This window comes from Sphingomonas sp. MS122 (genome assembly GCF_049532975.1).
Taxonomy (GTDB): Bacteria; Pseudomonadota; Alphaproteobacteria; order Sphingomonadales; family Sphingomonadaceae; genus Sphingomonas.
Window position 1 is genome coordinate 3188567 of sequence record NZ_CP186695.1, and the last position, 12859, is coordinate 3201425.

Below are 12859 nucleotides of genomic sequence, written 5' to 3' on the forward strand. Positions count from 1 at the left end.
CATCGGGCGGGTCACTCCATCAGGTCAATCGTTGAGCGCGGGAACGCGCCGGACACAGTCTGCCAGCGCCGCGGTGGTTGCGCCATCCTGCGAGCGCAGCCGTGCCTCGGCGGCGGTCGCACCGCTTCGCACCTCGGTCTCGACGGCGCGTGCCGCCTTGCCCGCCGCGCGGCCCGAATCGGCGGCGGCCATGCTCCAGTAGATCTGGTGGTCGAACAGCTGCGACGCTTGCGGCGAGCTCTTGCCGAGATTCGCGGCCGCACTCGTCAGCGCCGCGCAGCGCAGCGCTTCGGGATAGGGCGGCAACTTCCCCTGCGCCGAAACGCCGGGGCTTACGAACAGGGCCGCAGCGGCAGCGGCGGCCAGCAGAACACGGTCAGGCAGCTTCTTTCTCCTCGGCAAGCGCCCCCTTCACGGCATCGATCGCGGCGGGGCCGTTTCCGCCCTCCGGTCCGCCCCCCTGCGCCATGTCCGGGCGCCCGCCGCCGCCCTGCCCGCCCAGCGCGGCGACGCCGCGCTTGACGAGTTCGACTGCGTTCAGGCTTCCGGTCAGGTCGTCGGTGACGCCGACCGCAATCGCTGCACGCCCTTCATTTACCGCGACAAAAGCTACCACACCTGAACCGATGCGGCCCTTGGCCTCGTCTACCGCGCCGCGCAGCGCCTTGGGATCGAGCCCGTCGAGGATCTGGCCGATGAAGTTGACCCCGCCGACCTGCTCGGGCCCGGCGGGCGCCGCCGCGCCGCCGCCGCCCCCAAAATTACCTAGCGCGAGCGCCTTCTTGGCCTCGGCCAGCTCCTTCTCGAGCCGCCGGCGCTCCTCGACCAGCGACAGCACGCGCGCCGGCACCTCGTCGGGCGACGCCTTGAGCGCCGAGGCGACCTCGCGCAATTTCTCGTCGCGATTGAGCAGCCACAGCCGCGCGGCCTCGCCGGTCAGCGCCTCGATCCGGCGCACGCCGCTCGACACCGCGCTTTCGCTGACGATCTTGAAGATCGCGATGTCGCCCAGTGCGCGCACATGCGTGCCGCCGCACAGCTCGACCGAATAGGTCGCCTCGCCCGCGTGGCCCATCGAGAGCACGCGCACCTCGTCACCGTATTTCTCCCCGAACAGCGCCAGCGCGCCCGCCGCGACCGCGTCGTCGGGAGTCATCAGCCGCGTGCCGACCGCATCGTTCTCCCGGATATGCCGGTTCACGTCCGCCTCGATGTCCGCAATCTCCTGCGGCGTCAGCGACGAGGGATGCGAGAAGTCGAAGCGCAGCCGGTCGGGCGCCACCAGGCTGCCCTTCTGGGTCACGTGCGGCCCCAGCCGCTCGCGCAGCGCGGCATGCAACAGGTGCGTGGCCGAGTGATTGGCGCGCAGCTGGTCGCGCCGCGCGACGTCGATCGCCAGCTTCACCGTATCGCCGACCGCGATTTCGCCGCTCTCGATCGTCGCGTGATGCGCGTGCAGCCGGCCGAGCGGCTTGGAGGTGTCGTTGACCACCGCCCGCGCCTTGTCGCTGGAGATCAGGCCGGCATCGCCCATCTGGCCGCCGCTCTCGCCATAGAAGGGGGTCTGGTTGGTCAGGATCACGACCTCGTCGCCCTGCCCGGCCTGGTCGACGCGCGCGCCGTCCTTGACGATCGCGACCACCTGGCCCTCGCCGTCGACTGCGGTGTAGCCGGTGAACTCGGTACCGCCCAGTTCCTCGGCGATGTCGAACCAGACATCGTCCGAAGCCTTGGCGCCACTGCCCTTCCATGCCGCACGCGCCGCCGCCTTCTGCTGCGCCATCGCCGTGTCGAAGCCTTCGCGGTCGACGCTCATGCCCTGCGGGCGCAGCGCGTCCTCGGTCAGGTCGTAGGGGAAGCCATAGGTGTCGTAGAGCTTGAACGCGGTCTCGCCGGGGAGCGTGTCGCCCTCGCTCATCCCCGCGGTCGCCTCATCGAGCAGCTTCAAGCCGTTCGCCAGCGTCTGGCGGAACCGTGTCTCCTCCTGCAGCAGCGTCGCCTCGATCAGCGGCTGCGCGCGCACCAGCTCGGGATAGGCGCCGCCCATCTCGGCGACCAGGCTCGGCACCATGCGGTGCATCAGCGGGTCCTTGGCGCCCAGGATATGCGCGTGCCGCATCGCGCGGCGCATGATGCGGCGGAGCACATAGCCGCGGCCCTCGTTTGCCGGCAGCACGCCGTCGGCGACCAGGAAGCCCGACGAGCGCAGATGATCGGCGATCACGCGATGGCTCGCCTGGTGCTCGCCGGTGGTCGAGGCGCCGGTCAGCGCGCCGCTCTCGGCGATCAGCGCCTTGAACGTGTCGGTATCGTAATTGTCGTGCACGCCCTGCAGCACCGCGGCGACGCGCTCCAGCCCCATGCCGGTGTCGATGCTGGGCTTGGGCAGGTCGCCGACGATCTCGTCATTCTCCTGCACGAACTGCATGAAGACGAGGTTCCAGATCTCGACGAAGCGGTCGCCATCCTCCTCCGGCGATCCCGGCGGGCCGCCCCAGATATGGTCGCCATGGTCGTAGAAGATCTCCGAGCACGGCCCGCACGGCCCGTCCGATCCCATCGCCCAGAAATTGTCCTTGGTCGCGATGCGGATGATCCGCTCCTCGGGCAGGCCCGCGATCTTGCGCCACAGGTCGAACGCCTGGTCGTCGGTGTGATAGACGGTGGCGGTCAGCTTCTCGGGCGACAGGCCCCATTCCTTGGTCAGCAGCGTCCACGCATGGGTGATCGCCTGCTCCTTGAAATAGTCCCCGAACGAGAAGTTGCCGAGCATCTCGAAGAAGGTGTGGTGGCGCGCGGTATAGCCGACATTGTCGAGGTCGTTGTGCTTGCCGCCCGCGCGGACGCATTTCTGGCTCGACGCCGCGGTCGAATAGGGCCGCGTCTCCAGGCCGGTGAACACGTTCTTGAACGGCACCATGCCGGCGTTGACGAACATCAGCGTCGGATCGTTGTGCGGCACCAGCGGCGCCGACTGGACGCGCGCATGCCCCTGGCCCTCGAAATAGTCGAGGAAGCTGCGGCGAATATCGTTGGTCGAGGTCATGAGCGCGACTTAGGGGGTGAGCGGGTTCCGCTCAAGCGAAACGGTTCGATCAGGGTGATTGTAGTGCCCGAGGAGTCGGCTCGCCGTTGCAATGTTGGATTTCGTCTGCTTGCATCGATCAAGGATCGCCATTCGGTTCGTAATCGGGATGAAGTGCACCTTCCTCCCCCGGAGGGGGAGGTGGCATCGCGAAGCGATGACGGAGGGGTAGTTTCGGCAAGCGGCATCGCACGACGAAACTACCCCTCCACCGCCTTCGGCGGTCCCCCTCCCCCTCCGGGGGAGGAATGGCTGAATGTCGATCCGTCCCCGCCATGCGAATGGCCGCTCTTTGACCCGTCAATCGTCAAGCGTGCCGCGCGACTGTCGCGTAGGTGGCGCGTCGCGTTGCGTGAGTGGCGCGTAGGTGGCGCTCGAGCGCCGCTTCAGTGCCGCTTCGGCGGCGCGTTAGTGCCGCTTCGTCGCCGCGTCGGAGCCGCGCTCCCCTCCTAGCGCCGCCTGACACTCCGCATTCGAGTCAACTTTGTCAAGCGGACACGGCTCCCGCGCCCGCCGCGCTACCCGATCGGTTCCTCGATTGACTTGGGCGGCACGCTGAACCATTTCGGCCCGCTAGCCGTCATGTGGAAGCAATCCTCCAGCCGCACCCCGAACTTGCCCGGCAGGTAGATCCCCGGCTCGTTCGAGAAGCACATGCCCGGCGCCAGCCTGGTCGCCTCCCCATGCACCAGGTTGATCGGCTCATGCCCATCCATGCCGATGCCGTGGCCCGTACGGTGCGACAGGCCGGGCAGCCTGTAGCCCGGCCCATAGCCGAGCGATTCATAGTAGCGCCGCACCGCGTCATCCACCGCGCCCGCCGGCGTCCCGATCCGCGCGGCGGCAAGGGCGATCTCCTGCCCCTTGCGCATCTCGCCCCACACCTTGCGCTGCTCGGCGGTCGGGGCGCCATGGACGAAGGTGCGGCTGATGTCGCTCTCATAGCCATGGACGCGCGCGCCGCAGTCCATCAGCACCACCTCGCCCTTCGCCACCCTCTGCGGCTTGCCGGTGCCGTGCGGATAGGCCGATGCTTCGCCGAGCAGGATCAGGTTGAACGCGACTTCCCCGCCCAGCTTGCGCGTCGCGGCGGTCATCAGCGCGGCGATGTCCTGCGGCGTCATCCCCGCCTCGACCCGCGGATGCGTCCAGCGATAGGCGGCCATCGTCACGTCCGCGGCCTTCTGCATCAGCGCGAGCTCGGCCGGACTCTTGATCATCCGGCATCCGCGCACCACCGAATTGGCCGGGACGATCAGCCGCGCGTCGCCGATCGCTTCCGCCAGCCCCGTCACCGCGAAATGCCGGACCGTCTCCTCGATGCCGATGCGGTGGTTGCCCAGCCCTCGTTCGCGCAGCCAGCCCGCGATCACCGCGAACGGGCTCTCGTGCTCCTGCCACACCCGTATCTCCGCCGGCACGCCGAGCGATTCGCGCACCGAGGGCTCCTCGAAAAAGGGCGTCACGATCATCGCCTCGCCCTCGACCGGGATCACCGCCGCGGTCAGCCGCTCGCTGCGTCCCCAGCGCACCCCGGTGAAATAGAGCAGGCTCGCCCCCGGCTCGATCAGCACGGCACCGATCCCGTTCGCCTTCATCAGCGCCTGCGCCCGCGCGAGCCGCGCGCGCCGCTCTCCGGGCCCGATCGGCACCGCATCGCCGGTGATGTTCGAGAGTGCCGACAGATCCGGCTCGGCGTTGCGGAGCACGCCGGCACGTGCGGCCAGCGGGGTGACGGCGGCTGCGGCGAGCAGCGAGCGGCGGGACAGGATCATGGCCGCCAGCGATACGGCCCTTGACCCGCGCCCCGCAATCCCCTGTCTAGGCGCCGCAACGAGGGGAGCCCGATGGCCAAGAAACTGACGACCTTCATTCTGATCGCGCTGGTGCTCGGCGCGATCGTCGGCCTGGGGCTGCACTACGGCGTCCACAACAGCTACGGTGCCGATTCGGCGGGGGCCGAAGCGCAGCTCAAGACGCTCGCCGGCTATTTCTCGATCGTCACCACGATCTTCCTGCGCCTGATCAAGATGATCATCGCCCCGCTGGTGTTCGCGACCCTCGTCGCCGGCATCGCACACATGGGCGACACCGCCGCGCTCGGCCGCGTCGGCGGCCGCGCGGTCGGCTGGTTCATCTGCGCCAGCCTGGTCTCGCTTACCCTCGGCCTGATCCTCGTCAACTTGTTCCAGCCCGGCGTCGGCCTCAACTTCCCGCTGCCGCCCGCCGATGCGGCCAGCGGAGTCGAGAAGGCCGCGTTCAACCTCAAGGACTTCTTCACGCACGTCTTCCCCGCCTCGGGGATCGAGGCGATGGCCAAGAACGAGATCCTGCAGATCGTGATCTTCTCGCTGTTCATCGGCGTCGCGATCACCGCCGTGGGCGAGAAGGCCAAGCCGCTGGTCAGCGCGATCGAGGCGCTGGTCCATGTCATGCTGCAGGTGACCAACTATGTCATGCGCTTCGCCCCGGTCGCGGTGTTCGCGGCGGTGGCGGGCACCCTGGCGGAGCGCGGCCCGGCGATCATCGGCAACCTCGCCTATTTCATGGGCACCTTCTACCTCGCGATGTTCCTCTTGTGGGCGGTGCTGATCGGCGTCTGCTTCCTGATCGTCGGCAAGCGCACCGGGCTGCTCGTCCGCTACATCCGCGATCCGCTGCTGCTCGCCTTCTCGACTGCCTCGTCCGAGGCCGCCTATCCCCGCACGCTCGAGGCGCTCGACCGGTTCGGCGTGCCGCCGCGCATCGCCAGCTTCGTGCTGCCATTGGGCTACAGCTTCAACCTCGATGGCTCGATGATCTACATGACCTTCGCGACGATCTTCATCGCGCAGGCCTATGGCATCGACCTGACCTTGGGGCAGGAAATCACGATGCTGCTGGTGCTGATGATCACCAGCAAGGGCATCGCCGGCGTGCCGCGCGCCAGCCTGGTGGTGATCGCCGCGACGCTCGGCTTCTTCGACATTCCGGAGGCCGGACTGCTGCTGATCCTCGGCATCGACCATTTCCTGGACATGGGCCGTTCGGCGACCAACGTCGTCGGCAATGCGGTGGCGAGCGCGGTGGTCGCCAAATGGGAGGGCGGGCGCCTCGATCCGATCGAGCCCGCCGATATCGAGCCCCCTCACGCGCCTACTGGCCATGGCCCGGCGGTGGACGAGCAGAGCTTCAGCGAATTCGGCAAACCGCCGACGAGCGGCACTCAGGCATAGGCATAGGGTCCGCCCGCGGCGAGCGCGGCCTGATAGGCCGGGCGGGCATGGACCTTGTTCAGCCATGCGATCGTCGCGGGGCGTGACGCGTCGAGACCGGCACGGCTCCGCGCCGCCTCGAGCGGAAAGCTCATCATCACGTCGGCGGCGGTCAGCTCGTCGCCCGCGAACCAGTCATGCTCGGCGAGGTGTCCCTCGACATAATCGAGATGCACGTCGATCATCGGCTGGATCTTCTTCTGCGCGGTCTTGCCGAGCAAAGGCACGCGGCCGAGCACCAGCTTGACCAGCAAGGGCGGCATCAGCGAGCCCTCGGCATAGTGAAGGAAATGGCGGTAGCGCAGCACCGATTCGCGGTGTGCCGGCGGACCGAATTTCCCATCGGCCTTCTCGACCAGATATTCGATGATCGCCCCGGTCTCGGCGATCGTCCGGCCCATCCCGCCATCGGCCTCGTCATCGACGATCACCGGCGACTTGCCGAGCGGATGCACCTCCCTGAGCTCGGGCGGGGCGAGCATCGTCGCCTTGTTCCGCGCATAGCGCTCGATCCGGTAGGGCAATCCCAGCTCTTCGAGCAGCCACAGCACACGCTGCGAGCGCGAATTCTCGAGATGGTGGACGGTGATCATCGGCCGGATTTCCTCGCTGACATCCGCCGAACCTGCGCCGTCGTCGTGCCGATGGCCAGCATCAATCAGCCGACCGGATGACGGCCCGCCTCGAAAGTCGTTGAATCGCCTGGTTGCGCGAGGTGCCGCTCAGGCGCCGCCAGCCGGATCGATCGCGATCAGCTCCACGGTGAACAGCAGGGTCGCGCCGCCCGGGATCGGGCCCCTTCCCTTGGGCCCGTAGGCGAGCTCCTGGGGAATGGCGAACTCGACCTTGTCGCCGACCCCCATCAGCTGCACGCCCTCCTGCCATCCGCGTATCACGCGGTTGAGCGGGAAGGTCGCGGGCTCGCCGCGCTTGACCGAGCTGTCGAACTCCGCACCGTCGCTGAAGGTACCGACATAATGCACGGTCACGCGATCGGCCGGACTTGGCCGTGCGCCGCTGCCGTCCCCGGCAATGCGGCGCCAGCGCAGCCCGCTCGCGGTGACGTTCCACCCGTTGCCACCATTCCGCTCGGCCAGCGCCAGCATCTGCCGGTTATGCCACGCCGTGTCCTGCGAAAGGTCGGGCGGGGCGGCCTGCTGACCGGCGACGGACGCCGGAATCGCGGCCATCCCGCAGCCAAATGCGAGCAGGAAAATTCCAGAAATCCCCCGTGCCAACTCTGTTCTCCATTCCTCGCAGGCGTTTCGCCCGAGCAGCTATCACATTGGGTAGCCAAGCACATCATCGCGAACCGCGAAACCGAAAGACCCGGCGCGTGGGGCGCCGGGCCTTCCGATGGGAAGCTAGTCCCGTGACCGCCGCCGCTCGTTGCGATACGGCGCGGCCCAATCCTGTTCCCGGGCCAATTCGTGCCCGAAATTGACGAAGTTACGCGGAACCGCGCTAAACCTGTCGCCTTTGTCAGAGTTCGCCGTCGTCGTCCTCGGCGTCCGGGCCGGTCATCATCTCCTCGGCGACCTGCGCGGTGCGATTGCGGATCGCCGCTTCGAGCCGGGCGCAAAGGTCCGGATTGTCCTTGAGGAAGGTCTTGGCGTTCTCGCGGCCCTGGCCGATGCGGACGCTGTCATAGCTGAACCACGCGCCCGACTTCTCGACCAGGCCGGCCTTGACGCCGAGATCGAGGATCTCGCCGATCTTGGAGATGCCCTCGCCGTACATGATGTCGAACTCGACCTGCTTGAACGGCGGCGCGACCTTGTTCTTCACCACCTTCACGCGGGTGGTGTTGCCGATGATGTCGTCGCGGTCCTTGATCTGGCCGGTGCGGCGGATATCGAGGCGGACCGAGGCGTAGAACTTCAGCGCGTTGCCGCCCGTCGTGGTCTCCGGGTTGCCGTACATAACCCCGATCTTCATGCGCAGCTGGTTGATGAAGATCACCATGCAGCGCGAGCGGCTGATCGATCCGGTGAGCTTGCGCAGCGATTGCGACATCAGCCGCGCCTGCAGGCCGACATGGCTGTCGCCCATCTCACCCTCGATCTCGGCACGCGGAACCAGCGCGGCGACCGAGTCCACCACCAGCACGTCGATCGCGTTCGAGCGGACCAGCGTGTCGGTGATCTCCAGCGCCTGCTCGCCGGTGTCGGGCTGCGACACGATCAGCTCGTCGATGTCGACACCCAGCTTCTTGGCATAGACCGGGTCGAGCGCATGCTCGGCATCGACGAACGCGGCGACGCCGCCATTCCGCTGCGCTTCGGCGATCACGTGCAGCGCGAGCGTGGTCTTGCCCGAGCTTTCCGGACCATAGACCTCGATCACGCGACCACGCGGCAGACCGCCGACGCCGAGCGCGATGTCGAGCCCGAGCGAACCAGTCGAAATCGCTTCGACCTGCATCGTCTCCTTCGAGCCGAGTTTCATCGCCGAGCCCTTGCCGAAGGCGCGGTCGATCTGCGCGAGTGCGGCGTCGAGCGCCTTCTGCTTGTCCGAAGAAATCGCCATGTTTCCGTCGATCACCTTGAGGGAAGCTGCCATCCGAGGTCTCCGTCGCTAGAGGCTTTGCGCGCCGTCTTCAACACGCTCTATCCAATCTCCGTCTGGCACTTGTGTATATCCTTTGTTCCTATAGAACAAGAGTGGAACGATCTTTTTTTGTTCTCCTTCCGGAGTGCGCTGATGACCGACATTAAACGATGCCGCTGGGCCGAGGGCGATCCGCTGATGGCGGCCTATCACGATGCCGAATGGGGCGTGCCCGTGCGCGATTCGCGCCTGCTGTGGGAAATGCTGATGCTGGAGGGATTCCAGGCCGGCCTGTCCTGGTCGATCATCCTCAAGCGGCGCGACGGCTTCCGCGCCGCCTTCGCGAACTGGGATCCGGCAAAGGTCGCCGCGTTCGGGGCGGCCGAGGTCGAGCGGCTGATGGCCGACCCTGGTATCATTCGTGCCCGCGCCAAGATCGAGGCCGCGATCGCCAATGCGCGCGCCTATCTCGCCTTTGCTGAACGGGGCGAGGATTTCGGTAGCTGGGCATGGGATCTGGCGGGCGGCGCGCCGGTCAAGGGCGACGGCGTCACCGTCCCCGCCAAGACCGCGACCTCCGAGGCGATCTCGAAGGCGCTCAAGAAGCGCGGGTTCAAGTTCGTCGGGCCGGTGATCGTCTATGCGTGGATGCAGGCGGTCGGGATGGTCAACGACCACGCGAAGGGCTGCTTCCGGCGGGACGCGGTGTCCCCGGCAGGTTGACACGAGAGACGTCACGTATCATTTGAAGTTACATGATTCGCGACAGCCGCCTGTCGGGCGTTCTCCATCTGCTGATCCATCTTGCCGACCATGACGGGCCGATGCCGTCGGAGCTGCTGGCCAAGGCAATGGACACCAACCCCGTGGTCATCCGCCGCATCCTCGCCGGATTGCGCGAGCGCGGCCATGTGCGCTCCGAGAAAGGCCATGGTGGGGGCTGGACGCTGGTACGCGGGCTCGGCGAGATCACGCTGCTCGACGTCTACGAAGCGCTCGGTCGCCCTGCCCTGCTCGCCATCGGCAACCGTTCGAAACAGCCTCGCTGCCTGGTCGAGCAGGCGGTCAACGCCGCGCTGGACGAGACATTCGATGCCGCCGAGGCGCTGATGCTGGAGCGGCTGAAAAGCGTGACCCTCGCCGATCTGGAATCCGATTTCCGCGTCCGGCTCGCGGCGCGGCCCACGCATCGCGCAAAGGATCATCCCCATGGCTACTGACGGCGCCCAGCATTTCCTCGACAAGTTCGCCGATCCCGCCGCGGTCGCCAACTATGCCGAGAACCCGCCGCGCTACGTTCCGGGCTTCGCCGATCTTCACCGCATGACCGGAATCCTGCTCGCCGAGCGGGTGCCCGAGGACGGGCATATCCTGGTGCTCGGCGCCGGCGGCGGGCTGGAGCTCAAGGCACTGGCGCGCGCCTATCCCGGCTGGCGCTTCACCGGCGTCGACCCGGCGCGTGCGATGCTCGATCTGGCGGCGCGGACACTCGGGCCGGATGCCGGACGCGCCGAGCTGGTCGAGGGTTATATCGACGATGCGCCCCCGGGCCCGTTCGACGGCGCGGTGTGCCTGCTGACATTGCATTTCCTCGCCGCCGAGGAGCGCACCCGTACCGCCGCGGCGATCCGCGCGCGGTTGCGTCCCGCCGCGCCGTTCGTCGCTGCGCACGGCAGCTACCCGCAGGACGCGACACGCGACCAGTGGCTCGATCGCTATGCCGCGTTCGCGATCGCCTCGGGCGCCGATCCCGAGCAGGCCCATGGCGCGCGCGAGGCGGTCGGCAGCGCGGTCAACATGCTTTCACCCGATGCGGACGAGGCCGTGCTGCGCGCCGCCGGGTTCCGCGACGTCACCCCCTTCTACATGGCGTTCACCTGGCGCGGCTGGGTCGGCTACGCCTGATCGCAACTCCGCGCTTGCCCTGTCCCCGGCTTGGGGCGATCCTGCGCGGCCATGAGCGATCTCGACGCCTTCATCGCGGGCCTGCCCAAGGCCGAGCTGCACCTGCACATCGAGGGCAGCCTCGAGCCCGAGCTGATGTTCGCGCTGGCGAAGCGCAACCGGGTCGAGATCCCGTTCGACAGCGTCGAAGCGGTGCGCGGGGCCTATAGCTTCTCTCGCCTGCAGGACTTCCTCGACATCTATTATGCCGGCGCCGACGTGCTGCGCACCGAGCAGGATTTCCACGACCTCGCCGACGCCTATTTCGCGCGCGCGGCGGCGGATGGCGTGGTGCATGCCGAGATCTTCTTCGATCCGCAGACGCACACCGACCGCGGCGTCCCGTTCCAGGTCGTCGCCGACGGGCTGCTCGCGGCGATGCGCGAGGCGGAGGCCCGGCATGGCCTCACCTCCAAACTGATCCTTTGCTTCCTGCGCCACCTCGACGAGGAGGCGGCGTTCACGACGCTCAAGGCGGCCGAGCCGTGGCTCGACCGGATCGCGGGGGTCGGCCTCGATTCGTCCGAGGTCGGACACCCGCCCGAGAAGTTCGCCCGCGTCTTCGCGGCGGCGGGCGGCATGGGCCTCAAGCGCGTCGCCCATGCCGGCGAGGAGGGCCCGCCCGACTATGTGTGGCAGGCGCTCGACCTGCTCGACATCGACCGGCTCGATCACGGCAACCGCAGCCTCGAGGATCCGGCGCTGGTTCGCCGGCTGGCGGACGAGGGCATGACGCTGACGGTGTGCCCGCTCTCCAACCTCAAGCTCTGCGTCGTCGACGACATGGCCAGCCATCCGCTCGACCGCATGCTGGCGGAGGGGCTGAGCGCTACCGTCAATTCGGACGATCCGGCCTATTTCGGGGGCTATGTCGCGGACAATTACCGCGCGGTCGCGGCGGCGCGCGGGCTCGGCAAGGCGGAGCTCGCGACGCTCGCGCGCAACAGCTTCACCGGTTCGTTCCTCGACGACGGGGCCAAGGCCGCGCACCTCGCCCGGCTCGACGCGTTCGTGGCGGCGCATTGATGCCCGTCTTCATGCCGATCTCGCACGAGCAGTTCGTCGCCGACGTGCTCGCCATCGCCGCGGCGCTTCATGCGGACGCCGAGTGGCGGCCCGATTTCATCATCGGCATCGGCCGCGGCGGCCTCGCGCCGGCGGTCTATCTCAGCCACGCGACGGGCATGTCGATGCTGTCGGTCGACCACAGCTCGCAAGTCCACGACTTCGCCGACGCGCCGCTCGAACGGCTCGCCGCACGCACCCGGGCGGGTGAGCGCCTGCTGTTCCTCGACGACATCAACGACAGCGGCGCGACCGTCGCCAGGCTGCGCGCCAAGCTCGCCGAGGCGGGCGCAGTCCCCGGCGCCATCCGCTTCGCGACGCTGCTCGACAATGCGACGTCAAGCCAGCGCGTCGAATATGCCGCCCGGACGATCGACCGCACGGCGACCAAGGACTGGTTCGTGTTTCCCTGGGAGGCGGTCGCGCCGGCCGCCACGATCGCGGCGGACGCCGCCGAAGTGCCGGAGCGAACCGCCTAGAGCGATTTCAAGCCGGGTGGAATCACCCGGCGGCTCGGAAATCGCGTCAATTCAAGAATCTAGAGCGATCAGGTCGGCGTAGCCGAGCTGAACTCGCTCTAGAGCGTGCCGAACGCCTGTTCGATCGCGTCCATCGTGAAGGGCTTGGCGAGCACCGGCCGGTGCTTGTGCCCGTCGACGATCATGTCGTCTCCGCCGCCCGTCGCGACGAGGAAGGGAATCCCCGCTTCCGCCAGCGCATCGGCGACGGGCCAGCATTTCTCGCCGCCGTTCAGATGCACGTCGACGATCGCCGCGTCGATGCCCCCCGCGGCCACCAACGGCAGCGCGGTCGCGACGCTGTCGGCGACGCCCGCGACCTGCTTGCCGAGGATATTCAGGAAATCCTCGAGCATCATCGCGATCAGCGGTTCGTCCTCGACGATGAGGATGCGGAGATGAGCAGTCATCGCCAGCGGCTTTGCCGGAAAAACCGCTTTGCG

At 67.7% G+C, this 12859-nt stretch carries 13 protein-coding genes; 6 read left to right on the forward strand and 7 right to left on the reverse strand.

The genetic code is table 11. From position 1 onward, the window contains the following. Nucleotides 1-24: 24 nt before the first annotated feature. The 3 genes from ACO227_RS15545 to ACO227_RS15555 form a co-directional block, all read right to left on the reverse strand. Nucleotides 25-402: a hypothetical protein gene (locus tag ACO227_RS15545; protein ID WP_423602911.1), complete on the reverse strand. Its 378-nt coding sequence runs from the start codon at nt 400-402 to the stop codon at nt 25-27. Next, nucleotides 377-3046 carry an alanine--tRNA ligase gene (alaS, locus tag ACO227_RS15550; RefSeq protein ID WP_423602912.1) on the reverse strand — a complete coding sequence of 890 codons (2670 nt, stop codon included), beginning with the start codon at nt 3044-3046 and terminating at the stop codon, nt 377-379. Before alaS ends, ACO227_RS15545 begins: the two co-directional genes overlap by 26 nt. A gap of 557 nt (nt 3047-3603) precedes the next feature. Further along, nucleotides 3604-4860 (reverse strand): M24 family metallopeptidase, encoded by a 1257-nt coding sequence (locus tag ACO227_RS15555; protein ID WP_423602913.1) that lies wholly within the window; start codon nt 4858-4860, stop codon nt 3604-3606. Between the two features lie 72 nt (nt 4861-4932). On the opposite strand from ACO227_RS15555, the gene ACO227_RS15560 reads away from it, so the two are divergent. Beyond that, nucleotides 4933-6300, forward strand: a complete 1368-nt coding sequence (locus ACO227_RS15560) for a dicarboxylate/amino acid:cation symporter (protein ID WP_423602914.1) — start codon at nt 4933-4935, stop codon at nt 6298-6300. Here the strand turns inward: ACO227_RS15560 and ACO227_RS15565 are convergent. The 3 genes from ACO227_RS15565 to recA all read right to left on the reverse strand — a co-directional run bounded on the left by ACO227_RS15565 (nt 6291) and on the right by recA (nt 8901). Continuing rightward, the gene (locus tag ACO227_RS15565; RefSeq protein WP_423602916.1) at nt 6291-6932 is read right to left on the reverse strand and encodes a glutathione S-transferase family protein; all 642 of its coding nucleotides are present in this window, start codon (nt 6930-6932) and stop codon (nt 6291-6293) included. The two genes, ACO227_RS15560 and ACO227_RS15565, sit on opposite strands and share 10 nt — an antisense overlap. Nucleotides 6933-7061: 129 nt before the next feature. Next, on the reverse strand, nt 7062-7529 hold the full coding sequence (locus ACO227_RS15570) for an FKBP-type peptidyl-prolyl cis-trans isomerase (protein ID WP_423602917.1): 468 nt from the start codon (nt 7527-7529) through the stop codon (nt 7062-7064). Between the two features lie 292 nt (nt 7530-7821). Continuing rightward, nucleotides 7822-8901 (reverse strand): recombinase RecA, encoded by a 1080-nt coding sequence (gene recA, locus ACO227_RS15575; protein ID WP_423602919.1) that lies wholly within the window; start codon nt 8899-8901, stop codon nt 7822-7824. Between the two features lie 141 nt (nt 8902-9042). Here recA and ACO227_RS15580 point away from each other — a divergent pair, with 141 nt between their 5' ends. The 5 genes from ACO227_RS15580 to ACO227_RS15600 are packed head-to-tail and all read left to right on the forward strand — an operon-like array spanning nt 9043 to nt 12377. Next, nucleotides 9043-9612, forward strand: a complete 570-nt coding sequence (locus tag ACO227_RS15580; protein ID WP_423602920.1) for a DNA-3-methyladenine glycosylase I — start codon at nt 9043-9045, stop codon at nt 9610-9612. 32 nt (nt 9613-9644) lie between these two features. Next, complete coding sequence (locus tag ACO227_RS15585; RefSeq protein WP_423602922.1) at nt 9645-10109, forward strand: Rrf2 family transcriptional regulator; 465 nt, start codon at nt 9645-9647, stop codon at nt 10107-10109. Further along, entirely contained in the window at nt 10099-10794 is a 696-nt protein-coding gene (locus ACO227_RS15590) for a class I SAM-dependent methyltransferase (RefSeq protein WP_423602924.1), read from the forward strand. Before ACO227_RS15585 ends, ACO227_RS15590 begins: the two co-directional genes overlap by 11 nt. Before the next feature lie 51 nt (nt 10795-10845). After that, entirely contained in the window at nt 10846-11859 is a 1014-nt protein-coding gene (locus ACO227_RS15595) for an adenosine deaminase (protein ID WP_423602926.1), read from the forward strand. Beyond that, nucleotides 11859-12377: a phosphoribosyltransferase gene (locus ACO227_RS15600; protein ID WP_423602928.1), complete on the forward strand. Its 519-nt coding sequence runs from the start codon at nt 11859-11861 to the stop codon at nt 12375-12377. The genes ACO227_RS15595 and ACO227_RS15600 overlap by 1 nt, the downstream gene beginning before the upstream one ends. A gap of 98 nt (nt 12378-12475) precedes the next feature. Here ACO227_RS15600 and ACO227_RS15605 read toward each other — a convergent pair whose 3' ends face one another. Next, on the reverse strand, nt 12476-12826 hold the full coding sequence (locus ACO227_RS15605) for a response regulator (RefSeq protein WP_423602930.1): 351 nt from the start codon (nt 12824-12826) through the stop codon (nt 12476-12478). Between the last annotated feature and the right edge of the window lie 33 nt (nt 12827-12859).